This is a genomic window from Nesterenkonia sedimenti (assembly GCF_012641515.1).
Taxonomy (GTDB): Bacteria; Actinomycetota; Actinomycetes; order Actinomycetales; family Micrococcaceae; genus Nesterenkonia; species Nesterenkonia sedimenti.
In genome coordinates this window covers 180824-204382 of record NZ_JABAHY010000005.1, presented here as the reverse complement: position 1 = coordinate 204382, position 23559 = coordinate 180824, and the positions used below count along the sequence as shown (strand labels likewise).

At 64.1% G+C, this 23559-nt stretch carries 23 protein-coding genes and 5 pseudogenes; 15 read left to right on the top strand and 13 right to left on the bottom strand.

From position 1 onward, the window contains the following. The first annotated feature begins 9 nt into the window (after positions 1–9). Entirely contained in the window at positions 10–240 is a 231-nt protein-coding gene (locus tag HGQ17_RS07565) for a hypothetical protein (RefSeq protein ID WP_168887329.1), read from the top strand. On the opposite strand, the gene HGQ17_RS07560 is transcribed toward HGQ17_RS07565, so the two are convergent. Beyond that, positions 237–1130, bottom strand: coding sequence for a LysR family transcriptional regulator (locus HGQ17_RS07560; protein WP_166429977.1), 894 nt, complete (start codon positions 1128–1130; stop codon positions 237–239). The genes HGQ17_RS07565 and HGQ17_RS07560 overlap by 4 nt on opposite strands. Before the next feature lie 116 nt (positions 1131–1246). On the opposite strand from HGQ17_RS07560, the gene HGQ17_RS07555 reads away from it, so the two are divergent. Then, entirely contained in the window at positions 1247–2122 is an 876-nt protein-coding gene (locus HGQ17_RS07555) for an EamA family transporter (protein WP_138170473.1), read from the top strand. Positions 2123–2181: 59 nt separating this feature from the next. Beyond that, on the top strand, positions 2182–2829 hold the full coding sequence (locus HGQ17_RS07550) for a LysE family translocator (RefSeq protein ID WP_138170474.1): 648 nt from the start codon (positions 2182–2184) through the stop codon (positions 2827–2829). 58 nt (positions 2830–2887) lie between these two features. Here the strand turns inward: HGQ17_RS07550 and pdxR are convergent, their stop codons facing one another. Next, complete coding sequence (gene pdxR / locus HGQ17_RS07545) at positions 2888–4306, bottom strand: MocR-like pyridoxine biosynthesis transcription factor PdxR (RefSeq protein ID WP_138170475.1); 1419 nt, start codon at positions 4304–4306, stop codon at positions 2888–2890. 81 nt (positions 4307–4387) lie between these two features. On the opposite strand from pdxR, the pseudogene HGQ17_RS15860 reads away from it, so the two are divergent. Beyond that, positions 4388–4873, top strand: a pseudogene (locus HGQ17_RS15860) (pyridoxamine 5'-phosphate oxidase family protein); the annotation flags it as partial. A gap of 224 nt (positions 4874–5097) precedes the next feature. On the opposite strand, the gene HGQ17_RS07535 reads toward HGQ17_RS15860, so the two are convergent. Together HGQ17_RS07535 and HGQ17_RS07530 are read right to left on the bottom strand one after the other, a co-directional pair. Then, entirely contained in the window at positions 5098–5760 is a 663-nt protein-coding gene (locus HGQ17_RS07535; protein WP_138170477.1) for an HAD family hydrolase, read from the bottom strand. 36 nt (positions 5761–5796) lie between these two features. Beyond that, a complete protein-coding gene (locus HGQ17_RS07530; RefSeq protein WP_166429978.1) occupies positions 5797–6279 on the bottom strand; it encodes a VOC family protein in 483 nt (160 codons plus the stop codon). 56 nt (positions 6280–6335) lie between these two features. Here HGQ17_RS07530 and HGQ17_RS07525 point away from each other — a divergent pair, with 56 nt between their 5' ends. Further along, positions 6336–6827 (top strand): NUDIX hydrolase, encoded by a 492-nt coding sequence (locus HGQ17_RS07525; protein WP_168887328.1) that lies wholly within the window; start codon positions 6336–6338, stop codon positions 6825–6827. 84 nt (positions 6828–6911) lie between these two features. Further along, the gene (locus HGQ17_RS07520; RefSeq protein WP_168887327.1) at positions 6912–7493 is read left to right on the top strand and encodes a class I SAM-dependent methyltransferase; all 582 of its coding nucleotides are present in this window, start codon (positions 6912–6914) and stop codon (positions 7491–7493) included. A gap of 188 nt (positions 7494–7681) precedes the next feature. Here HGQ17_RS07520 and HGQ17_RS07515 read toward each other — a convergent pair. Then, positions 7682–8550, bottom strand: a protein-coding gene (locus HGQ17_RS07515; RefSeq protein ID WP_407670761.1) for an IS5 family transposase whose coding sequence is annotated in 2 segments (ribosomal slippage) — positions 7682–8170 and positions 8173–8550 — 867 coding nt in all. Because the reading frame shifts where the segments join, the coding sequence is not laid out codon by codon here. A gap of 22 nt (positions 8551–8572) precedes the next feature. Between HGQ17_RS07515 and HGQ17_RS07510 the strand changes: the two genes are divergently transcribed. Beyond that, positions 8573–8899, top strand: a complete 327-nt coding sequence (locus HGQ17_RS07510; protein ID WP_168887326.1) for an NUDIX domain-containing protein — start codon at positions 8573–8575, stop codon at positions 8897–8899. A 70-nt stretch (positions 8900–8969) separates the two neighbouring features. After that, positions 8970–9182, top strand: coding sequence for a hypothetical protein (locus tag HGQ17_RS07505; protein WP_168887325.1), 213 nt, complete (start codon positions 8970–8972; stop codon positions 9180–9182). On the opposite strand, the pseudogene HGQ17_RS07500 reads toward HGQ17_RS07505, so the two are convergent. The 4 genes and pseudogenes from HGQ17_RS07500 to HGQ17_RS15855 form a co-directional block, all read right to left on the bottom strand. Beyond that, positions 9171–9662 (bottom strand): annotated as a pseudogene (locus HGQ17_RS07500) (IS3 family transposase); the annotation flags it as partial. The gene HGQ17_RS07505 and the pseudogene HGQ17_RS07500 sit on opposite strands and share 12 nt — an antisense overlap. Positions 9663–9768: 106 nt before the next feature. Then, positions 9769–11136 carry a group II intron reverse transcriptase/maturase gene (gene ltrA / locus HGQ17_RS07495; RefSeq protein WP_168887324.1) on the bottom strand — a complete coding sequence of 456 codons (1368 nt, stop codon included), beginning with the start codon at positions 11134–11136 and terminating at the stop codon, positions 9769–9771. Positions 11137–11793: 657 nt separating this feature from the next. Continuing rightward, positions 11794–12231 (bottom strand): hypothetical protein, encoded by a 438-nt coding sequence (locus HGQ17_RS15270; protein ID WP_229503381.1) that lies wholly within the window; start codon positions 12229–12231, stop codon positions 11794–11796. A 118-nt stretch (positions 12232–12349) separates the two neighbouring features. After that, positions 12350–12574: pseudogene (locus HGQ17_RS15855) on the bottom strand (transposase); the annotation flags it as partial. Positions 12575–12624: 50 nt separating this feature from the next. On the opposite strand from HGQ17_RS15855, the pseudogene HGQ17_RS07480 reads away from it, so the two are divergent. Next, a pseudogene (locus HGQ17_RS07480) lies at positions 12625–12903 on the top strand (transposase); the annotation flags it as partial. A gap of 171 nt (positions 12904–13074) precedes the next feature. Here the strand turns inward: HGQ17_RS07480 and HGQ17_RS07475 are convergent. Genes HGQ17_RS07475 through HGQ17_RS07460 form a run of 4 tightly spaced genes read right to left on the bottom strand, consistent with a single transcriptional unit; the run spans position 13075 to position 17181 of the window. Next, positions 13075–14742, bottom strand: coding sequence for an acetolactate synthase large subunit (locus tag HGQ17_RS07475; RefSeq protein ID WP_168887322.1), 1668 nt, complete (start codon positions 14740–14742; stop codon positions 13075–13077). Between the two features lie 34 nt (positions 14743–14776). Further along, on the bottom strand, positions 14777–15367 hold the full coding sequence (locus HGQ17_RS07470; protein WP_168887321.1) for a CueP family metal-binding protein: 591 nt from the start codon (positions 15365–15367) through the stop codon (positions 14777–14779). A gap of 6 nt (positions 15368–15373) precedes the next feature. After that, positions 15374–16564 carry an FAD-dependent oxidoreductase gene (locus HGQ17_RS07465; protein ID WP_168887320.1) on the bottom strand — a complete coding sequence of 397 codons (1191 nt, stop codon included), beginning with the start codon at positions 16562–16564 and terminating at the stop codon, positions 15374–15376. Next, positions 16561–17181, bottom strand: coding sequence for a TetR/AcrR family transcriptional regulator (locus tag HGQ17_RS07460; protein ID WP_324615218.1), 621 nt, complete (start codon positions 17179–17181; stop codon positions 16561–16563). Before HGQ17_RS07460 ends, HGQ17_RS07465 begins: the two co-directional genes overlap by 4 nt. Before the next feature lie 177 nt (positions 17182–17358). On the opposite strand from HGQ17_RS07460, the gene HGQ17_RS07455 reads away from it, so the two are divergent. From HGQ17_RS07455 to HGQ17_RS07430, 6 genes and pseudogenes are all read left to right on the top strand, one after another. Continuing rightward, positions 17359–18927 (top strand): MFS transporter, encoded by a 1569-nt coding sequence (locus HGQ17_RS07455; RefSeq protein ID WP_168887319.1) that lies wholly within the window; start codon positions 17359–17361, stop codon positions 18925–18927. Between the two features lie 61 nt (positions 18928–18988). Continuing rightward, on the top strand, positions 18989–19201 hold the full coding sequence (locus tag HGQ17_RS07450) for a heavy-metal-associated domain-containing protein (protein ID WP_168887318.1): 213 nt from the start codon (positions 18989–18991) through the stop codon (positions 19199–19201). A 2-nt stretch (positions 19202–19203) separates the two neighbouring features. After that, complete coding sequence (locus HGQ17_RS07445; protein WP_168887317.1) at positions 19204–20175, top strand: heavy-metal-associated domain-containing protein; 972 nt, start codon at positions 19204–19206, stop codon at positions 20173–20175. Beyond that, positions 20165–22508 (top strand): annotated as a pseudogene (locus HGQ17_RS07440) (heavy metal translocating P-type ATPase). The gene HGQ17_RS07445 and the pseudogene HGQ17_RS07440 overlap by 11 nt, the downstream one beginning before the upstream one ends. A gap of 39 nt (positions 22509–22547) precedes the next feature. Beyond that, entirely contained in the window at positions 22548–22826 is a 279-nt protein-coding gene (locus HGQ17_RS07435) for a YHS domain-containing protein (RefSeq protein ID WP_168887316.1), read from the top strand. A gap of 125 nt (positions 22827–22951) precedes the next feature. Then, on the top strand, positions 22952–23527 hold the full coding sequence (locus HGQ17_RS07430) for a YdhK family protein (protein WP_168887315.1): 576 nt from the start codon (positions 22952–22954) through the stop codon (positions 23525–23527). The last annotated feature ends 32 nt before the right edge of the window (positions 23528–23559 follow it).

The window sequence follows — 23559 nt, the reverse complement described above, 5'->3', positions numbered from 1 at the left end:
GCCGGAGAGATGATCTTCACCAGCAGTACTATTCGTTATGACTCCAGCGAGTTCACCCGGGGCTACAGCTACACGCTGGAAGAAGACGTTCTCTCCCTCGAGATTGAAGACGCCACTGAGCCAGCAGAGCTGGTTTTCCAGGTCGAGCGTGAAGGACAGGACTACCATTTGGTCCCCGAGACGGAACAAACTCGAGATGAGCTGGGATCACTAGTGCTTTCCCCAACCCAGGAGGACTAAGACAACGCACAGTCCTCCAGCTGTGCGGCCACCAGCCGGATCAGAGGAGCGTTCTCACTGCCTGCTCGGGTGGCCAGGAGCAGCTGACGTGTAGGTGTCGGTTCTCCGGTCAGCGCTACTTGACGGGTGTTGGGGTGGTGGTAGGGGGCGAAGCGTGAGGTCAGGCTTACGGCTCCGGTGGCGTGGACCAGTGCGCCGACGGCAGCCCAGTCTCGGGCGTAGTGCACCACCGTGGGGGTAAAGCCCGCGGCGTGGCAGGCGGTCATGACTTCATGGTGACTGGCCTGCCCTGGGGCTGGCACTACCCAGGCCTCATCCGCCAGCTCGCGTAGGGACACTGTTGTCTTCTCGGCCAGCTGGTGGCCTACCGGGAGTAGCGCATCGATGGGTTCCTTGCCCAGGTCTGTCTGGTGGAAGCGGGAGTCGCCGCGTGCTGGGATTCCTTCTTCGACCACGGCCAGGCAGAGGTCGGCCTCACCGGTGGTGAGCCGGTGGAAGCTGCCCGGAGCCTGGTCTTCGATCACATGCAACTGCACCCCGGGATGTTCCTGAGCCAGCTGCGGCAACAACGGCGCGATGAGCGCGGTCACTGCTGAAGGGTGGGCGACAAGGGTGATGCTCCCGGCCGGCTCCTCTGTGGTGGTGAGTCTGGAGCGGGTGGCTTCCCAGCGGTGATGGGTCTCATCGGCATATTCCACCAACGCTTTACCTGCTGGGGTGAGTTTCACCCTGCGGCCCTCGGGCTGGAGAAGTTCCACCCCGAGCTCTTTGGCCAGCTCCTGGATCTGGCGCGAGACCCCCGAGGGGCTGCGGTAGAGGGCGTGCGCAGCCTCGGTGACCGTGCCCAGGTGGGCGATCATCCGAAGCAGCTCGATCCTCCGATCCAACATGCACTCAAGGTACATGGTTGCTGTGCATAAACGGAACTAGACCGCAACGCTCTCCTATCGAAACACTGAGAGCCAACACCAACCGAACCAGTACGCCTGAGGAAGAGAGGGCAGTTGTGGGAGAGGCCCTTGGTATCGCAGCCGCGATCATGTTCGGGACATCTCATTTCTTCAACGGAGTTCTCTCCCGCCGAGCACCGGCACTGAGTATCGCGGTCTACTCCCAGGCTGGTGGTGCGGTGTTCTTCCTGGGCTGGGGGTTGGCTGTGTTCTGGGGCCGGGGTGAGCTTGAACCGATGGGCCAGGACGATGCTGGCTGGGCTGTGCTTTCAGGAGTAGGAGCCGCAGTCGGGGTGGCGGCTCTCTATGAGGGGATGAGCAGGGCGCATATCGCGGTGATGGTCCCGGTGACCAGCATCGTCTCAGTGGCGGTGCCGTTCATCCTCTCAGTCACCCTTCTCCACGAGCCTCTGCAGCTGTATACGGCGGTAGCCGGAGTTATGCTGTTGCCCGCGATATGGCTGCTCAGCCGGCCTCCGCGCCACAGCATTGCTGATCAGGCCACACCGGATACCAGGCAAGGTGTGGAGGCTGTTGGCTTTGGGCTGGTGGCCGGTGCCGGTTATGCCACACAGCTCTTTGCCCTGAGCCAGGTCACCACTGCTGCCCCGGCTGAACCGTTGCTGACCGGACAACTGGTCAGCCTGGTCCTGCTGCTCGGCCTGGCATGGATCAGAGGCACATCCCTGAAGCTCCGCAGCAGTACCGGGTTGGGTGCTGCGGTAGGTGTGATGGCCGCGGTTGCCATGGCGTTCTACCTCTTCGCCACACGCCACGCGTTGTTGGGTCCGGTGATGATCGCCGTCGCCCTCTACCCAGCCCTGCCGGTGATTCTTGCTGTACTGCTGCTGAAAGAACGCCTCAGCCGCCCCCAAGCTGCAGGCCTGCTCATCGCAGCGATCGTGGTCCCGGTTGTTAGTCTGAGCAGCTAGTGCCACCGGCCTCCGCCGAACCAGGTGGCACGCGTGAGTGAGAGGAACCCTGGACCCCGGTGATCGTTGAATGGCACATCTTCCTGGCCCTGGTGCTGGTCAGTTACATCTCCCCGGGCCCGGACACGGTGATGATCCTGCGGGCCAGTGCCCGAGGGGCACGCGTGGGCCTCGCAGCGGCTGCAGGTGCCTTAGCCGGGTTGAGCGTGCACATGATCATCAGCGCAGTGGGACTCTCAGCACTGCTGGTCGCCGCCCCAGCCAGCCTCACCGTGCTGTCTGTGGGAGGCGCTATCTATCTGGCCTATCTCGGTGTGCGGGCCATCCTGGCCAGCCGGAAGATCCGCCGCCAACCGGCAGACCTGACAGAAACTGCGACCACACCCGGCCGCAGCGCTGCGGCACGTTCGGCCTTCCAACGCACCCTGTTGACCAACCTGATGAACCCGAAGGTCATCCTGTTCTTCGTCGCCGTGCTGCCCCAGTTCATCGACGAGGCCTCCGCCTGGCCAGTGTGGCTGCAGCTGGGCATCCTCGGAGCCGCTGATGTACTGGTCGGGGTGTTCTACCTGCCGGCCTTCGTGCTCTTCGGCGCCCGGGTCTTCCGCAGCATAGGCAACCGCGGCCTGGCCAACCTCGAGATCGGTGTCGGCCTATTGCTGCTGGTCTTCGCTTGCGCTCTTGTGATTGATGCAGTGTCCGGCTGACGGGTCCTGTTTCAGAAGGTGCTGATTACGGCTGCCCCACACTGGTCGCAGGTGATTACTAGCGCTTCGTGGCAAGAATCTCTTGGATTTGCCCCAGCGCCTGACTCAGGTGAACGCTTGAGGTCTGGCCGTAGCCGATGACGAGTCCATCCTCTTCTTGGGGAAGGCCTTCTGCGTAGTAGGAGGAGAGCAAGGCCACCTCTGTTCCTCTGGCCCTGAGCTGGGCAGCTAATTGCGGTGCCTGGACCGGGGTGTGCAGCACCGCATGCAGGCCGCCGGAGGTTGCCGAGACCTGCACACCGGCTAGCCCGCTCAGCCGTCTTATCAGGAGATCTCTGCGATGTCGGTACTCTCGGCGCATCCTGGCGATGTGACGGGCCAATCCGCCAGATTCAAGGTATTCGGCAAGAGCGACCTGCTGCAGATATGAGACCGACGCGCCGATACCCGCCCTGGTGCGGATCAGCTCACGGCCGAGGGCACCGTCTGCGTAGATGTATCCGGTCCGGAGGGCGGGGGTGAGAACTTTTGAGAAGCTTCCTATAGTCATGACCCGCTCGCCTTGGGAGAGGGTGGACAGTGCTGGCAATGGTGGCCGGCCGTGCCGGAACTCGCTGTCGTAGTCATCTTCTACCACCACAGCCTCATGGCGTTCTGCCCAGCGCAGCAGCGCTAGCCGATCGTTGATGCTCATCAGCCCGCCCAACGGATACTGGTGGCTTGGGGTGGTAACTACGGCGTGAACCGATGTGGGGATTTTTTCCACCGCTATCCCGGCATCGGAGCCTGTGGGCACCGTCTGCACCCGAGCTCCGGCACCTTCCAGGGCTTGCCTCGCTGCTGGATAGCCAGGGTCCTCTACAGCGATCTGAGCGGTGCCATAGATGCGGTTCAGAGTCAGTGTGATGAGCACAAGGGCCTCTGCTGTCCCGCTCGTAATGTGAATACTCCCCGGGTGGGTGATGATGCCCCGGGCTCGTCGAAGATGTTCAGCAATGGCCACGCGCAGGCGCAGGCTTCCTGACGGTTCCTCCTCGTGAAGGGCGGCATCTGGAAGGTCGGCGGTAGCTTTTCGCCACGCTGACTTCCACAGCGGGTCCTGACCCAAACCTTGTGTCCAGGGGTAACCGGGGCGAAGATCCAGCACAGGCCGGGGGTGCTCTGGGACTGTTAGGACAGCAGGAGAAGTGCGGGATTCCTTTTCATTCTTCGACTGCCCGAGGTGGTCGAGTGCGGCGACGAAGTGCCCCTTGCCGGGGTGCGCCACGAGGTAACCTTCGCCCACCAGTTGCTCCATGACGCTGACTACTGTGCCCCGTGAGACACCCAACTGCTGTGCCAGAGGCCTGCTGGCTGGCACAGGATCTCCCGGGACTAATCGCTTCTGGAGAATGGCGCGCCTGAACTGACCAGCTAACTGTTCCTGAAGACTCGACTCAGCGTCACGGTCCAGGGTGATCGCAAGCTCGACCTTCATAGACGGCACCTTCACTGGTCTAGTGATTTTTTAAGAAACTGGCCTACTTAGTGAACCAGATGATGGCTGATCATCGAAGACATGCCAGAGCTCCCAAAGTTGCCCGTCGATGATCAGACCCGCATCGGTCGCATGCCGCACTACCAGAAGACCGAGCGAGCAGATCTCTATGCGTTGCTAGACCAGGCGCTTGTCGCGCATGTTTCCATCACCCGTGATGGAGCCCCCATCGCATTACCCGTCGGTTTTGCCCGGGAGGGCGACTCGCTGTTGATTCACGGCTCCACCGGCAGCAGGTTCTTCCGAGAGATCGCCACCGGCAAAGAGGTTTGTGTCAATGTCACCCTCTTGGAAGGCATCGTCTATGCGCGATCGTTTTTCGACAGTTCAATGCGCTATCGCGCAGCGGTGATTTACGGACAAGCCACGCCTGTGCCAACAGAAGAGAAAGAAGCTGCACTGCTGACACTGGCCGAGCACCTGATGCCTGGACGATCTCAGGAAGTCCGTCCGATGACAAAGAAGGAACTGGCTGCCACCATGGTGCTGCGGATCCCGCTGGAGAAAGCCAGCGTGAAAGACAACAGCGCCTCCAGCGCGGATGAACCAGGCGATGATCCCACCATCTGGGCCGGGACCCTACCTTTGACCACAGTCGCCGGCGAACCCGAAACCTCCCCAGCCACGAACAGCGGGGTCCCCCTACCGCCCTCCGTGAGCACACTGAGAGCGCCTCCACGTACGCTCTGCGTCCTAGGGGAGCATGGCAAGAAAGAAAGGCGCCGACCTGTTCAGCCTATTAGGTCTCTGACCTCGAAGAGTGAATCCACCACCACGTCCGCGCCTGCACCCACGAGCGCCTCAGGATCGACAGTAGTGGCCAGGGCGACTACGTATGCGTTGGCGGCTTTGCCGGCTCTGACCCCGGAGGGTGAGTCCTCTAGGACGAGCGGTCGCTGCGCTACCGGCCCCATTGATTCTGCAGCGGCCAGATATACCGCAGGTGAGGGTTTCGCCGGCCCGGTCTCTGCTGCGCTGAAGATCTTGCCGTTGAAGTGCGCAAGCAGTCCTGTCTTCTCCAGTTGGAGCTCGACTTTGGCTCGCTCTGAGTTCGAAGCGCAGGCGATCCGCCCTTCAAAGGCATCCTCGGCATAAGTGACAAGTTCGGCAGCGCCGGGAATCGGTTGAAGCTGCTCGCGCAGGGCGGCGTCTCGGCGGCGGGTGAACTCCTCCACCCACCCTTCGCCTACGCTGCAGCCGGTGTGCTGTTCCACCCGTGCCTGGACTCCTTCCAGCGAGGAGCCGACAAAGGTCTGCAGGCACTGCTCGATGCTCATCTCCCACCCCAACGCGGCGACTTCATCACGGAGCACCTGATTCACGATGGGCTCAGAGTCCACCAGCACTCCATCACAGTCAAACAGCATCGCATCAATTCGGGATCTCAGTGGCATGGGCGCTCCTTTGTCGCTGAGTGATCTGGTGAGGGTTTAGCCCATCGTCTCCAGGGCGATGACCGCGCCCATGTTCTTGTCGTGGAAACGCACCACGGCGCCGTCCTCGGCGATTTCGAGCAGCCGGTTGCGGGCGTTTCCTCTGTCATCGAAGTCCAACCGCGGGAACTTGGCTCGAAAGCTCTCGATCCCGGTGCGGGTCACGAACTGCAGGTGCCGGACACCCTCAGCCTCTGTGCCGGTCTTCGGCTGAGGCAGCTCCACGAAACTCACCGACCAACCGGATGACTTCAGCCGGCGATGAAGCTCGAAGACGGCAATCAGGCGTCCGTTGACCTCGCTCTCGCTGATCAGCTCTCCCAGTTCCGAGAGTTCTGTCTTGACCTGGTCATAGCGCTCGTTACTGGGCACCTGGAGGCACAGGGTGTCATTCTGCACCAGCTCATCACGCACCCCCAGGCGGTCGATCAAGGAATCGGCGTCGGCGATGGCGGTGTCGTAAAGCTGGGCGATATTCACAAGCAGATACGCTACATGGGGCGAATCGGAGACCAAGGGATAGGGGCAGAACCAGCGTGGCGCTGATCGAGTACGCAACCGGGATGAAGAAGCAGTTCACCGCCACCGGATACGTGGTCAATCAGGACCGGACGCGGATGCTGATGATCTTCCACCAGGGCCTGCAGCGCTGGCTGCCACCTGGAGGCCATGTTGATCCCGATGAGTTCCCCTCGGACACTGCATTGCGGGAAGTTGCTGAAGAGACTGGCATCCATGCCCGTCACACGAACGGCAACCCAATGGATATGGCCCTCAACGGCACCACCGAGTCCCGGCTGCCCACCCCCTTCGCGATGGCGGCCCAGCTGATCCCGGAATCCGCCAAGGACATTGAGCACATCCACATGGACATGATGTACCTGCTCGAAGCCGACGACGCCGCACCCCTGACCGCCCAAGAACAAGAGGTCGACGACGTGGGCTGGTTCACCCGTAACGAGCTGGAGCAGCTGACCACCACGGACAGTGTGAGGGCTTTCGCCCGTGAACATCTGCGGGACCTCTAGGTCCGGGCGGTGAGGGAAGGGGTTCGCTCCGCCTACCAGCATCGCGCTGGAGAGTACGTTCAGGCCCTGGGGTCCCTGGATGTCATGGCTTCCGATGATCGGCAGTTGATTTCTCAGTGGGCTGAGTCCCTCACCGGCTGTGTGGTTGATGCCGGATGCGGGCCAGGGCACTGGACACAGCTGCTGTACGAGATCGGTGTGGACGTCGTCGGGATCGACATGGTCGCAGAGTTCGTCGAGTCGGCCAAAGAGCGGTTTCCGTCCACGCCCTTCGAAGTGGGTGACTTCAGGAGCCTGCCGTTTGAGGACATGCAGCTCGGAGGCATTCTGGCTTGGTACTCGACTATCCATATCCCACCAACAGAGATGCCTGCCGTTCTGGATGAGTTCGTCAGGTGCCTGCAGCCTGGCGGTTCACTGCTGATGGGATTCTTCAGCGGCGAGCACATCGATAAGTTCAACCACGCGATCGCCCCGGCCTACTTCTGGCCACCAGATCAACTGCGAGAGGAGCTTTCGCAGAGAGGACTATCAACCGGGAGAGTCCAGACGCGTCATGATCTGGGCAGCCGGCCCCACGGAGCATTGTGGGCAACGAAAAGCCCTCAGAAGAGCTGCCAGTTTCACACCAACCATCAGATCAAAGGAGCGAAGGCATGGTCCTGAGTGAGGAACTACGAACCGCGGCAGAGGCTGAAGGCATCGAGAAGTTCGTTGTCGGTGCCGTCATCCACGACGTTGGGTGCGCGCTGGTGGTCACGCGCAGTCTGAGTGATGATTTCCTTCCGGGGCTTGAAGAAGTTCCCTCAGGGGTGTGGACTCCGGGGAGGGTCTCTTAGGGTGTGTCCTGTAAGTCATGTCAGCCAGAGATAGATGCTGGCGATGATGACTTCGGCCCGATAGTACGCGGCCCGCTTGGCATACCGGGTGGCCAGTCCGCGGAACTGCTTGAGCCGGTTGAAGCACCGCTCGACGACATTGCGTCGCCGATACGTCTCTGGATCGAAGCCCGGCGGACGGCCTCCGGCAGAGCCCTTCGCCCAGCGATGAGCGATCTGGTCGGACTTCTGCGGACTGGTGAATCGGATCCGCCTATCCCGCATCGCCTTCCGGGTGGAGGGGTGTGAGTAGGCTTTGTCCGCGATGTCCTCCTCCGGGCGAGTCCGCGGCCGGCCAGGGCCTTCGCGAGGGACTCGGATGCTGTCCAGCAGTGGCAGCAGCTGGGGGTTGTCCCCGGCCTGGCCGGCGGTGAGGATGATGCTCATCGGCAGTCCGCGTCCATCGGTGGCCAGGTGGATCTTGCTGGTCAGTCCTCCTCGGGAGCGTCCCAGGCATTCTGACTCGATGGCCAGGGCCTCGACCTGGCCTGCTTTGCATCCCCCTTTTTGCGGGCTCCAGCAGCATGCTGGTGGGCCCGCACTGCCGAGGAGTCGACGCTGATGATCCATTCGACCTCGCCGACGGCGTCGTCTTTGACCACCGCGTGCTCGAGGATCTTCTCCCAGGTGCCGTCCATGGTCCAGATCCGCAGCCTCTCGTGGGCGGTCTTCCAGGGCCCATACCGTTCGGGCAGGTCCCGCCACGGGGCACCGGTGCGCAGCTTCCACAGGATCGCGTTGATCACCTGGCGGTGATCTCTCCAGCGGCGGCCCCTGCCGTTGGGCGGCAGCAGCGGTTCGATGCGTTCCCAGGCTTTGTCGGTGAGCTCTCCACGACCAGGCATGACACAGGGTTAACAAGACTTCGTGGTGGTTAACAGCGTCCACGCCGGGGCGGGTCATCACAGACTTACAGGACACGCCCTAGAAGCGTTGAACCGTGAGCTGGCTGAAGAGGTTGGCTTCGCCGCTGAACATGTTGACCCCGGTTTCCTGGAATGGTTTGACTATGAGTCCCGATCCGGACGCCGAACCCGGCAGTTCACCGTCTCAGTGCCACTGACAGGTAGGCAGGTGAAGCTCTCTGAGGAGCACACCTCCTACCGATGGATCTCATCAGAGCAAGTAGACTCCACCAACGCCACCCCAGAGACGAAGAATCTACTCCGATCGTGGTTCACTGCAGCGCTCTAAAGTTACTGTCTTCACCCAGCCACCGCTGCGGCGACTGCTCACCTCCCCGCAGAAGGGCGGGGCGAACCTGGTGCACTTCATCCTCGGCGAGCCCGGCGTCGACTGGATCTCAGGAGAGTTCTACGGCTCGAACCGGCGGCTGGCCCGTACCGCCCGTGCCGCCGGGAACCCGGAGATCGTGAACCGCCACTGGCAGCTCAGCGCGGAGGTGCTCGATCTGGAGGCAAGACCGGGGCTGATGCAGGAACGGGTGACAGGTTGGGTTTCCTGTTCAGGCCGCTAGAGTCAGGGCCTGGGTCAGTAGTTTCTCCTCGAACTTGACCGGGGTCAATTTCCCGAGTTCCTTCTGCTTCCTTCTTCGGTGATAAGTCCTCTCGATCCACCGGACTATAGAGCTCCGAAGCTCCTCGCGGGTGGCCCAGGGCTTCGCGTCGAGGACGTTGTTCTGCAGCAGGCTGAAGAAGCTCTCCATCGCGGCATTGTCTCCGGCAGCACCGACTCTGCCCATCGAGCCGACCAGGCTGTGATGCTCCAGAGCCCGGAGGAACTTCTTTGCTCGAAATTGAGACCCGCGGTCGCTGTGGACTATGCATCCGCCCACCTCAGCGCCAGATCGAGCCCTGTTCGCCACGGCGTTATTCAGGGCCCGCACCGCCAATGAGGACTTCATCCTGGTGTCGATGGAATAGCCGATGATCCGCCTGGAGCAGGCGTCTTTGATCGCGCACAGATACAGCTTGCCCTCACCGGTGTGGTGTTCGGTGTAGGGTCGGCCAGCAGCGCCCTGCCAGTCTTTGAACTGGTGGGTTTCTGCTGGCCGCCCTCCGAACCGGACGTGCCCATTCCTGAGCATCCGGCTCTCCATGTGATCATGCCAAGGCGTTCGTCCATGGTGTGGGAATGCGGGTTCCTCGATACCGGTAGCGGGCCACGGTGACCTGCTGGCATCGGAAGAACTCGATTCCTTGGTCGCGGATCTGCCAGCCGGGCAGATGACGACGTACCAGGGTGCGCATGTTCAGTTTCGGGTGTCGTTTCTTCAACCAGCCGACGATCCGCCAGAAGGCGAAGTGGTCGATGTAGCTGAAGAGGTGTTTCACGACGCCGTGTTGAAAGTATGTGCACCAACCCCGCAATGCCGGGTTTAACCGGCGTAGCAGGTCGGCGAGTGTTCGATGAGATGCCCGGCGGGTCAGCGTCCGCACCTTGTCCTTGATGGAAGCCAGGGACTTCCGTGACGGGTAGGTGTAGATCGCGGTTTTCCCGCCATGACCTCTGATTCGGCGGCGCTGGATGTGCCACCCGAGGAAGTCGAACCCGGTGTCTATGTGCGTGACCATCGTCTTCTCGACCGACAGGCGTAAACCCATCGGCGCGAGCACTGCAGCGACTTCGTCCCAGAGCGCTTCGGCATCAGCGTGGGTGCCACGGACGAGGACAACGAAGTCGTCCGCGTAGCGGACCATCTTCATCGTCGCGCCCCCAGCGCGTTGATACTTCGTGCGCGACCATTGCGGTCCGAGCGCATCCCACTTGCGTTGGAAATGCTCGTCCACCACGGACAGGGCGATATTTGCCAGCAACGGCGACAGAATCCCGCCTTGCGGGGTACCGGTGAACGTGTCCCTGTTCACACCGTCCTCACTGAGGACTCCGGCTTTCAGGAAACCGCGGGTCAGACGCAATACGCGTTTGTCGGTGATGCGACCGCGGACACGCTGCATGAGCGCGTCGTGGTCGATCTCGTCGAAACACGCGGTGATGTCCGCTTCAAATACCTCCACGTAGCCACGTGAGGCGTAGTAGTGGATCTCCGCGATCGCGTCCTGCGCCCGACGGCGCGGCCGAAACCCATACGAGGACGGCACAAAGTCCGCCTCGAAAATCGGTTCCAGCACCAGTTTCAGGGAGGCCTGAACGATCCGGTCCGTCATCGTCGGAATCCCCAAGCTACGGACCTTGCCGTTGCCCTTCGGGATCGACTTCTGACGCACCCGCTCCGGGACGAACTCACCGGCCTTCACGCTCTCGCGCAGCTCGACGAGCATCCCCGACACTCGGTCCGGGGTGACGGATCGCGGCGCGATCCCATCGACTCCAGCAGTGCGGCCTCCCTTGTTTCCCGCCACCCGATTCCACGCCGCGGCGAGGAACGCGGGGTCATAGACCAGATTGAACACATCATCGAAACGACGAGCAGGATCGCCCGTCGCCCATCGGTGCAGTTTCGTCTGCATAGTCAGTACCCGCGCCCACGCCTCCGATGTGTCGGCAGGCCACGGAACATCCGCATTCACGGCTGTGCCTCCTTTTCTGCTTCTGTCACTGCGATCACACTGGACCCCTTCGCCATGTGACCGGCTTTCCCGGCCTCGGACTACTACAGGCCCTCCGCCCCACCCCGGCCCGATCAGCAGACCGTGCACTCAGCCGAGGAAATCGTCGCTGGCTGCGACGGTGCCCCGGCGGAACCGGGATGGTTCCCACGTTCACTTTTCGAACCTTTCGACGGGATCGGCACCCAGTTATGCCCCAGCATCCTCGCCACGACTACGCCGCAGGCATTCACCGTGGCCTCCCGACCGGCGACATCACCCAGCCCAGGAGTTCTCCCCACCACCGAAGCGGCGAGGGTGCGCGATGCAACCCGACCCACATCCACCAGGTTGGAGTCGGTGGTCTTCAATTGAGGGGCTTTCAGCCACTGGTTCCTATCCGTATGCCTCTCCGTCTCGCTAGCCGAGCCCGCACCATCTGGCAGTACTGATACGACTCGTCGTTGTCGAGGACTGCTCCACCCGCCGCGTTCACGCCAACACGGCAGATCGTCCTCCAGCTATCACACGCCTGCNCCCGCCGCGTTCACGCCAACACGGCAGATCGTCCTCCAGCTATCACACGCCTGCTGCGACAGACGCGAAGCGGTGTCCTTTCACCACCGCAAGGTTCAGAAGCGCCTCGTGGCGCTCGATATCGGTGAACCACACTTCGTTGACTTTCTTCACGGTGCTGAACTGCCGCTGCACCAAATCATCGTGGACAGGCGGGCCCGGAGGACGGGTCCCCTTGCCCTTCTTACGCTTGCTGATCACCGAGAACACGCCCTGAGAGGCGCAGAGCCGCCAGGCGGTGCGGTGGGCCATGTGGACCCCGGCGACCTCCTCCACGGTGTCGGCCAGGTATCGGTACCCGAACTCAGGATCATCACGGTGAGCATCGATCAGGGCATTGAGCCGGTGGGCCTGGTCCCATTCGGCATCGGTGATGGGGTTGGCCAGCCACCGGTAATAGGGCTGGCGGGCGATCTTCAGCACCCGGGACGTCACCGCCACAGGGATTCCTGAAGCGGCGAGATCGCGGACGAGCGGGTACTTTTGGGGAGGCCCCACCCAGCTTCAAATTCGCCTGGGAGAGATACGCCGCAGCTTCGCGCAGGACCTTGTTCTCCTGCTCCAGCTCACGGATCCGGCGCAGCATCTTCGCCTGTTCCCGAGACTCCTCAGCATCCTTAGCCGGCTCGATCCCGTGCTCTTCGAGCTTCGCGGCCCGGACCCAGGACTGCAGCGCAGATTTCGAGCAGCCCATATCCGCGCAGACCTGCTTCTGGCTCATCCCGCCAGCAACCAGCTCCACGGCGGTCCGGCGAAACTCCTCGGTGTAGACGACTTTCGGCATGACTTCCATCCTTCCTGCTTTCTAAGCAGTCTTGAAGTCAACCGAACCTTCAGCAGACCCTCCCTTTCCTGGATTATGACGTGGAGATCCGCAAGGTCATCTGCTCGACCAACGCTATAGAGAGCCTCAACGCTCGATACCGCAGAGCTGTGAAGGCCCGGGGACATTTCCCCACCGAGCAGGCCGCGCTCAAATGCCTGTATCTTGTCACCAGGAGCCTTGACCCCACCGGTCGAGGACAGACCCGATGGACGATGCGCTGGAAGCCTGCGCTGAATGCCTTCGCCATCACCTTCGCAGACCGCTGGCCGGCCGCGGAGACCTACTAAATGAAACCGCCGGAAACACCCTTACTGAAACAGACCCTAGAGACGTCTCGTGCCGCGGAGAGCCCGACAGCGGTATCCGTCCCAGTGCGTTGTTCGGCTCTGTGGTAGCCGTTTTTCCCAGTACGGAGAGCGTCGGTGACCGCTTCTTGGTGCGGAGGGCCCGGTGAGCAATCAATCCGGTACGGACTGCCTTTGATGGATAGCGGATCGGTGCTGGAGCTCCTCGATGAGGACGCGGGTGTTCTCGGAGTAGTCCACCGGGACGTGGATGAGCTGCACTCCGCCCTGGGCGAATGCGTCTTCCAGGGCGGGGCCAAGCTGCGCCGCTTGGGTGATGTGGGTGCCGGTGGCGCCGTATGCCCTTGCGTAGGCGACGAAGTCGGGGTTGCCGAAGGTCATGCCGTAGTCCGGGAACCCGTCGACGGCTTGTTTCCATCGGATCATGCCGTAGGCGTGGTCATCGAGGATCACAACCACGAGGTTGAGGCGGAGGCGGACGGCGGTTTCGAGCTCTTGGCTGTTCATCATGAACCCGCCATCGCCGCAGACGACCATGACCCGACGGCTCGGGTGCAGGAGCGCGGCAGTGATCGCCGAGGGTAGGCCGGCTCCCATGGTGGCCAGGGCGTTGTCGAGTAGGAGCGTGTTCGCGGTGGTGGTGCGGTAGTTGCGGGCGAACCAGATTTTGTACATGCCGTTATCGAGGGCGACGATGCCGTCATTGGGCATGACCTGATGGACCTGGTGCACGATGTGTTGCGGGGTGAGCCGGTCCTCGGTGGCTCTGTCGGCGACCTTCGCGAGGATGCGCTCACGCAGCGGCATCAGTGCTCCGGCGTGCGGTACGTGGCCGGCGAGTTGTTCGGTGAGGGCGTGCAGGGTGTGGTGGAGATCACCTGTGACTTCCAGGTGCGGGGTGTAGACCTCTTCGACGGTGGCAGGCTGGTAGTCGAGATGCACGACCCGTGGCCCGTTGGCTCGCATGGTGAACGGGGGCTTTTCGACGGTGTCGTGGCCGATGGTGATGATCACGTCGGCTTGGTCGACGGCCTCGTGCAGGTAGTCGCCCTCGGTCAGGGCGGCGGTGCCCAGGTAGAGGTCGGTGCATCCGGAGACGGTGCCCTTGCCCATCTGGGTGGTGAAGAACGGAATCCGCGAGTGGGAGACGAACTCGGTCAGCGCCTGGGTGCATCGTGGTCGTGCTGCGGCAGCACCGAGCATGATCAACGGACGCTTGGCTCCCGAGATCACCTCGACGGCCGTGTTGATCGCCTCGGCGCTGGCGGTGGGCAGGACGGGGTGAGCGGGCTTCATGAGGTCCAGGCGGGGTGTGGCGGTGGCGGCGATGTCTTCGGGAAGTTCTAGGTGCACCGGGCCGGGCCGTTCAGCCTGTGCGACACGGAAGGCTTCGCGGACCAGGGTGGGGATCGTGCCGGGCGAGACGATCTGCTGGGTCATCTTGGTCAGCGGCTTCATCGCCGCGATCGTGTCCACGATCTGGAAGCGTGCCTGCGCGGCGGTGAGGATGCCTTTCTGGCCGGTGATCATGACCATCGGCATCGCCCCGAGCAGCGCATAGGCCGCTCCGGTGGATAGGTTGAGGGCACCGGGGCCGAGCGTGGTCAGGCACACCCCTGGGCGGCCGGTGAGTCGCCCGTGGGTGGCGGCCATGAAGGCGGCTGCCTGCTCGTGACGGGTCAGGACCAGTTCGATGCTGGAGCGGCGGATCGCGTCGAGTAGATCGAGGTTCTCTTCGCCAGGCAGTCCGAAGATGCGATCGACGCCTTCGTTCTCCAGTGCTGCGACCAGCAGATCGGCTGCGGTGAAAGTGGTGGTCATGATGGCGGTGGCCCTCTTTGTCTGCTCGAATCGATCAGGTCAGCTGCAGCGTGGTGAGGCAGGTCGGGGCGTCCTCGGAGGTGGAGATCGGAACCGTGGCAGAGCGCTCACCCTGGGTGACGGTGAGGGTGGCTTCGATGCCACGGGGCAGCCAGAGCCCGGCGAAGCCGTTGTCGTAGGTGCGCACGGTCTCATCGACGAGCACCGCATCAGTCTCGTCGGTGACGGTGATTTCGATCTCCTCGTTGGCCAGTTCTCCCAGGCAGGTGGTGAGGCTGTGGAAGTGGCAGTCGTGGGTGTGCTCGATGAACGGGGCGAAGGCGAGGTAGAACTCGTCCTCCGGCAGCGGGACGGTGGTCTCGTTGCCGCTGGTGTCGTAGAGCACGAGCGTGTGGGGTTCGACCGAGGCGATCAGCTCCTCCGGCCGGTCTGCGACCGGCATCGCATCGAGGTACTCGGTGATCTCTCGCCCGTCGAGACCATCGAGGTCGTAGTCGGCAAGCCAGTTCTCGCTCGCATCCGTGGTGGCAGGGCTCTCTCCGGTAGAGCAGCTGGCGGTGAACACAGCGATCAGCAGGGCTGCAATGATCGCGGTGGCGGTTCGGACGGTGGTTCGTTGATACATCGGTCTCTACTCAGGCTGGTTCGTGGTTTCGTGTGGGTGGTGCAGGCGCGGTGCCCACTGGTGGACGAGTGCGACGGCGTCAAGGCCGGTAGCCGCGACCGGCGCTCCGGCGTGTTCGTGGAGCACCACTGTTGGATCATCGGAGATCAGTCGTGCGGTGCTTCCGGGGGTCGGGTGTCCGGCTCCGGCGAGGATGTGCCCGTGGATGCTGGAGGTGAACGTCGAGACCGGCCGGTAAGCGCCGGGGTCGTCACCGAGACCGTGGTCGTACAGCAGCGTGTGTGCGGCGTGGGCTCCTTGGGCTGCGGCGTCGTCCCAGTGATCGATGCGATACGCGCCGAGGTCTGGATGCTCATGGATAACGACGCCACCGGCGGCGTAGATGCGCTGATCTGGTGCCTCTCGTAGTCGCAGTCGGTCATCGACCGGAATTCCTTCGGGGCCGTTCCACGGTGAGGGGGCTGCTGGGAGGGTGCCGTGGGCGATGATCGCAAGATCACCTTCGACCCGGTCCCCGCCGTCGAGGACGATGGCGATGTGGTCGGGGTGGGTGCGCACTGCCTGGATGGTGCGGCCCAGGTAGGTCGCCCCGCGTGCCTGGTGTAGGTCCAGGAGTTTCTTGGCGATGTGCTCCCCGAATACTGAGGCACCTGGCAGGGTGGAACGGCTGATCAGGGCGACATCGTGTCCAGCGGTGCTCAGCAGTGAGGCGGTCTCTGCGGCAAGCACCCCAGCGCCGAGGACCAGCACCCGTGCCGAGCTGGGAAGGGCCGCGAGCCGGTCGCGGATACCGGTGGCATCGGTCAGCGAATGCAAGGTGGTGAGCCTGCCGCTGGCCAGGCCGTCGTCGCGGCCGAGGACATCTTCTCCCAGCGTGCGGGGCCGGCTGCCGGTGGCGATGATCATCCCGTCATAGGCGCGACTCTCGCCAGAGGCAAGATGCACCTGGCGGCTGCGAGGGTCGATGCCACGCACGGTGTCTGCCACGAACGTTGCACCGGCATCCGGGACAGCCGCTTGGTCGGGGGAGAGCAAGCCAATCGCCACACCCTTGTTGACCAGCGTGCGGTTGAAGGGGCGCTCCCCGGTGCGTGTGAGCAGATCGATTTGCACCTCAGGATTGGCTGCGCGCAGGGTCTTCGCGGCGGCGACTCCGGCTGCTCCGGCGCCGAGAATGCCGATGCTCGCCTGGCTCATCGCGGCTGCCCAGGCTGTGCGGGGCTGGTGAACGCAGGCAGCAGGATCGCATCGATGAACCACGGTGCATCCTCGGGGTCGAGCCGGTCGGCACGGACCTCCTCCGCTGCGCCGTTCATCACCACGTGGGTGGTGGTCAGCAGCCAGCTCACCGGCAGATCAGAGCGGAACGCGCCTTCGTTTTGGCCGCGTTCGAGCAGTCCCCGCATGCGAGCCTCGGCCTTCTCGTGCATCTCGCGAATCCTGGTGGCTGGCAGCTCCTTCTGCGCGGCGGCCAGCAGGGCGCGGGAGCGATCGACCAGCACCCAGCTGGAGGCGACCAGCCGCTGGAACGCCTCGACGGGATCACCGTCCAAGGGCACCTGGCTCAGCACCTCCTCGCCGCGTTCGATGCTGTCGGCCAGTGCCGCGTCGATCAGTTCGGGGCGGGTGCGGAAGTGCCCGTAGAGCGTCTGACGTCCTGTGCCGGCCTCGGCGGCGATGTCGGACAGAGACGCATCGGGGTTCTTGCGGATCGCGGTCACCGTGGCGGCGAGAATCTTCGCCCGGTTGCGCTGGGCGTCGGCGCGCTGGTTCGCCGCGCCTCTCCTGCCGGTTCCGGCCATCTTCTGCGTCACGACTTCTCCACCTCACTATCTCGGACGGGAATGTATGAGATAGCGTAGCCGTTACAAGTCAGACATGCACGTATGAGTTGGTGTGTGCGGGTGACAACAAGCCACCCGAGACCAGGCGAAGGAAGGAGCACGAGCCATGAGAACGACCAACACGACACGCGCAGGAGGTGACCGGTCATGAACCAGACCACCAACGCGCCAGCCCCCAAGGCCGGGGCGAAGCAGTGGTGGGGCCTGGCCGTGCTGGTCACCCCCTCAACGCTGCTGTTCATGATGCTGACCATCCTGTTTTTGGCCGCGCCGAACATGGCCGCCGACCTGAACCCGTCGAGCACCCAGCTGCTATGGATTCTGGACATCTACGGCTTCGTCATGGCCGGCTTCCTCGTCGCCATGGGCGTCCTCGGCGACCGGATCGGCAAGCGCCTGCTCATGATCATCGGGGCGATCCTCTTCGCCGGCGTCTCCATCGCGGCATCCTTGACCACGAGCGCCGAACTGATGATCACCTGGCGCGCGATCCTGGGCCTGGCCGCAGCCATGATGATCCCGGCCACCCTGGGCTTGATCTTCGTCCTCTTCGCCGACGCCAAGCAGCGCGGCGTGGCCATCGGCGTGTGGGCCGGCGGCATCTCCGCAGGCGTCGCACTCGGCCCGCTGCTCTCAGGACTGCTACTGGAGGGCTTCGGCTGGCAGGCCACCTTCCTGGTCGCGGTGCCGATCATGGCCCTGGTCGTCATCGGCGCCCCGCTGCTGCTGCCCGAGCACAAGGACCCGACCGCGAAGATCGACCTGTTCAGCGCCCTGCTGCTGGTCGGCGGACTGCTGGCGATCATCTACGGCATCAAGCGCTTCGCCGCCCAGGAGCCGGCCGGCCCCTCGATCGCCCTGCTGGTCGCCGGCGCGTTGGTCGGGCTCTGGTTCGTCATCCGCCAGCTGCGGGCCGAGAAACCCCTGCTGGATGTGCGGCTGTTCGCCAACCGCACTGTGTCCGGAGCGCTGGCAGTGTTCCTGCTCTCGGCCGCGGCGCTGGGCGGGGTGTACTCGCTGTTCACCCAGTACCTCCAGCAGGTCCAGGAACTCTCGCCCCTGCAAGCCGGTTTGTCCATCCTGCCCGCGGCGGCGGTGCTGATCGTGGTCTCCACGCTCTCGCCGGTCTTCGCCCGGAAGTTCCGTCCCGGCAATGTGATCGCGATCGGCCTGCTCACGCAGGTGGTCGGCTACATCCTGTTCACCCAGCTCGATGCCGGCACCGGTCTGGCGCTGGTGATCGCGTCCTTCGTGATCACCTACCCCGGCGTGGCGCCCTCGATGGCGCTGACCACGGACCTCGTCGTCAGCTCGGTGCCACCGGCGAGGGCCGGAGGCGCCTCGGGACTGGCGACCACCGCGAACGACCTGGGCATCTCCCTGGGTGTCGCCGTGATCGGCAGTGTGGGGATCGCCGCCTACCGGAACCAGATCGGCGGGCTGCTGCCCGACGGGCTGCCTGCCGATGCGGCCGCGGCGGCATCGGACAGCGTAGACGGCGCGATGGCCACCGCAGCCGAGTTGCCCGGAGCGCTCGGTGAGCAGCTCATCAGCGCAGCGCAGGAGGCCTTCACCGGCGGACTGAACACCGCCGCGATCGTCTCCGCATCCATCGCAGTCCTCGCGGCGATCATCGCCGCCACCCGGCTGCGCCACGTCCGCCCCACCGGCGAAGCGCAGCAAGCCGACGAGGCCGCTGACACGACCACCAGTTGACCTATACCCCCTATGGGTATAGTCTCGAATAAGTCATACACGAGTGAAGGAGTTAGAGATTATGCCAACCACGACTGAGTACCAGGTGACCGGGATGAGCTGCGGGCACTGCGAGGGTGCGATCCGCAGCGAGGTCTCCGAAATCGACGGGGTCACCGGCATCGAGGTCAGCGCCCAGACCGGGCACCTGGCCGTCACCGCTGAGCAGCCCGTCGATGATGCCGCGGTGATCGCCGCGGTCGACGAGGCCGGCTACACCGCCGTCAGGAGCTGAACATGAAGGCCCCTGCACGGCTGGGCCTGTACGGGCTGATCCTCGTGGCCGTGTTCGCCGTGGCCGGATTCACAGCGAACACGGTCGTCCCCGAGGCAACCGTGCAGGCCTGGGTCGAAGAGACCCCAGAAGACCATCACGGAACAGACGAACACGACGAAGGAGATCAGATGAACGGCGGGCATGAGGGCCACGAGGCCGATGCGGCCTCGCTCGGCCTCGGCCTGGCCCAAGACGGCTACCAGCTCACCAGCGTGAGCGCCCCCACCGGAACCGGCGACGAGGGCGAGCTGACGTTCGCCGTTCGAGGCCCCGACGGGCACCCGGTGACCGACTTCGAACTCGATCACGAAGAAGAGATGCACCTGATCGCCGTTCGAGCTGACGGGCAGCACTTCGCCCACGTCCACCCCGAACGCGACGAGGACGGCACCTGGTCCATCCCCTGGCGGTGGGAAGAGGCCGGTACCTACCGGATCTTCGCGGACTTCGTGCCCGCTGAAACCGGGGAGGGCCTGACCCTGTCGACCACGGTGCAGATCGACGGCGACTACGAGTCAGTTCCGGCCGAGCCTGCCGCTCAGACCACGGTCAACGGGTTCGACGTCGCAGTGGAAGGTGACCTCGTCGCAGGTTCAGCATCCGAGCTGACCATGACCGTCACCCGCGAGGGCGAACCGGTCACTGCGCTGGAGCCCTACCTGGGGGCGTTCGGTCACCTAGTCGCTCTGCGCGACGGAGATCTGGCCTACCTGCACGTCCACCCCCACGGGGATGCGCCCGAAGCCGGTGAGACCTCCGGTCCGGAGATCGTCTTCGAGGCCACCGCCCCCACCGAGGGCCGCTACCTGCTCTACCTGGACTTCCAGGTCAATGGGCAGGTGCATACCGCCCCGCTGGTGATCGACACCATAAGCAGCGGTGACGGGCAGGGCCAGGAGGGCAATGGGGAAGGAGAGGACCATGACCACTGAGAACACCAGCGCACAAGAGACCAGCACGAGCGTGAATCTCGCCGGTGTTGAGCTGCAGATCGGTGGCATGACCTGCGCCTCCTGCGCCAACCGGATCGAGAAGAAGCTCAACAAGCTCGACGGCGTCGAAGCCAGCGTGAACTACGCCACCGAAAAGGCCAGCGTCACCGCCCCCGAAGGCTACGACCCGGGCCTACTCATCGCCGAGGTGGAGAAGACCGGCTACACCGCCGAACTTCCCGCCCCCAAGGGCGAGAAGCCCCGTGAGGCTGAGGAGGGCGAGTCTCGCGAGGATGCCGAGATCAGGGTGCTCAAACAGCGGCTGATCGGTGCAGCGATCCTGGCGGTGCCGGTGATCCTGATGGCGATGATCCCCGCGCTGCAGTTCGACTTCTGGGGCTTCGCCTCCCTGGCCCTGGCCGCCCCGGTGGTGGTGTGGGCCGGATGGCCCTTCCACAAGGCCGCCTGGGCGAACTTCAAACTACGGTGCCGCGACCATGGACACGCTGATCTCGGTGGGCACCAGTGCCGCACTGATCTGGTCACTGGTGGCGTTGTTCTTCGGCACCGCCGGGGACCGCGGGGTGGTCCACCCCTTCGAGCTGACCATCTCCCGCAGCGACGGACTGGGGCACATCTACCTGGGGGTCGCCGCCGGGGTGATCACCTTCGTGCTGCTGGGCCGCTACTTCGAGAAGACCTCCACGCGCCAAGCCGGGGCCGCCCTGCGTGCCCTGCTGGAACTCGGCGCCAAGGAAGTCTCGATCCTGCGAAACGGCAAGGAAGAACGCGTCTCCATCGATGAGCTGTCGGTCGGTGACGAGTTCGTGGTCAGGCCTGGTGAGAAGATCGCCACCGACGGGGTGATCACCTCCGGGAACTCCGCGATCGATGCCTCGATGCTCACCGGCGAATCCGTGCCCGTGGAAGTCTCTGTGGGTGACACTGTCGCCGGAGCCACCGTCAACGCCGGTGGTCGCCTGGTCGTGAAGGCCAGCAGGGTCGGTTCGGATACCCAGCTGGCGCAGATGGCGAAGATGGTCGAGGACGCACAGTCCGGCAAGGCCGAGATTCAGCGCCTGGTCGATCGGGTCTCGGGTGTGTTCGTGCCGATCGCGATCGCTGTGGCGGTCGCCGCCCTGGGCGCCTGGCTGATGGCCGGGTTCCCGGTCAGTGCCGCGTTCACCGCCACCGTGGCGGTGCTGATCATCGCCTGCCCCTGCGCCATGGGCCTAGCCGCACCGACCGCGCTGCTGGTCGGCACCGGACGCGGAGCCCAGATGGGCGTGCTCATCAAAGGCCCCGAGGTGCTGGAGTCCACGAAGAAGGTCGACACAATCGTGCTGGACAAGACCGGCACCGTCACCACCGGCAAGATGACCCTGACCGATGTGCTCCCCGCCGAAGGCGTGGACCGTGATCAGTTGCTGCGGATCGCCGGCGGGCTTGAGGACTACTCCGAGCACCCCATCGCCCAGGCCATCGCCGCAGGCGCCACCGCACAGGTCGGCGAACTGCCCGCCCCGGAGTCCTTCGACAACATCGAGGGCAAGGGCGTCCAAGGCGTCGTCGACGGTCACGCCGTGGTCGCCGGCCGAGAGGCGCTGCTGGCTGATTGGTCGATGCACCTCGACGAGGAGCTCAAAGCCGCCAAGCAGGCCGCAGAGTCCGAGGGCAAGACCGCGATCACCGTCGGCTGGGACGGCCAGGCACGCGGGGTGCTGGTGGTCTCTGACCAGATCAAGCCCACCAGTGCTGAGGCGATCAGCCAGTTCAAGGACCTGGGTCTGACTCCGGTGCTGCTGACCGGGGACAACCAGACCGTGGCCGAGCAGGTCGCCGCCGAGGTCGGCATCACCGAGGTCATCGCCGAAGTGCTGCCGAAGGACAAGGTCGACGTCGTCGCCCGCCTCCAGGGCGAAGGCAAGGTCGTGGCCATGGTCGGTGACGGCGTCAACGACGCCCCCGCCCTGGCCCAAGCCGACCTCGGCCTGGCGATGGGCACCGGCACCGATGTCGCCATCGAAGCCGCTGATATCACCCTGGTCCGCGGTGACCTGCGGGCGGCCGCGGATGCGATCCGGCTCGCGAGGCGCACGCTGCGCACGATCAAGCAGAACCTGTTCTGGGCCTTCGGCTACAACAGCGCCGCCATCCCGATTGCGGCCTTCGGGCTGTTGAATCCGATGCTCGCCGGAGCGGCCATGGCCTTCTCGTCCGTCTCGGTGGTCTCCAACAGCCTGAGGCTGCGCAGGTTCAAGGCCAAGGCCGACAACCAGAACACCCCAGCAGACAGTGCCCCTGTCCCGGCACGCGAGCCGGCGCAGGTCTGAGAAGAACCCGTCATCAAATCAGAAAGGACACCATTCACGATGACTGCACACGACCACCACAACCACGGAAACGATCACGACCACGGCAGCGCCTCTGGCGGCTGCAGCGGCCACGCTCCCAACACCGAGGACCTCGCTAAGGCGAACAGCGACGATGTCACCGAGTGCCTGGTCATGGCCGGCACCCCGGTCATCAAGTCAGACGCTGAGGCCGCCGGGCTCTACCGCGACTACAACGGTGAGCGGTACTGGTTCTGCTGCGCGGCCTGCGGCCCGCTCTTCGACGCCGACCCCGACCGGTACGCCAACGCGGCCTGAAACCGCACAGGGACAACGGATTCCGCGCTTGCCAACGCAGCTCTACCGGCAAGCGCGGAATCCACCACTCGGCGCCCTGTGGCCACCGCCAGCGGAGCCAACGCAGAAAAGCAAGGACCAGACACATGAAGAAGAAACTGAGACTCACCCTGGGAGCCGCAGCACTATGCAGCGCGTTGATGCTGGCCGGCTGTGCTTCGGCAGATAACGATGAACCGACGACCTCAGAGCCGTCGGCAGAACACGACGACCACGGAGGCCACGGCGATATGGAACACCCGACTGACGGCGGACCGGTGCCCGAAGGTATGAACGAGACCGCCGACCCCGAATACCCAATCGGCTCAGAGCTGACGCTGACCGCAGATCACATGCACGGCATGGACGGCGCGACAGCGACCATCGTCGGCGCCTACGACACCTACACCTACTCCGTCGACTACACCCCCGAAGGCGGCGAACCTGTCACCGATCACCAGTGGGTCGTGCAGGAAGAGATCGAGGACGCCGGTGACGAGCGTCTCGCCGACGGTGCCGAGGTGGTGCTGCTGGCCGATCACATGGAGGGCATGGCAGGCGTCACCGCGACGATCGCCTCCTCCACCGACGAGACCGTCTACGTCGTTGATTACGAGGCCGACGGCATGACCATGACCAATCACAAGTGGGTCGTTGAAAGCGAGATCGAACCCACGAGCTGACCCCACCGCTGAACCACGGAGGCGAGCACGGG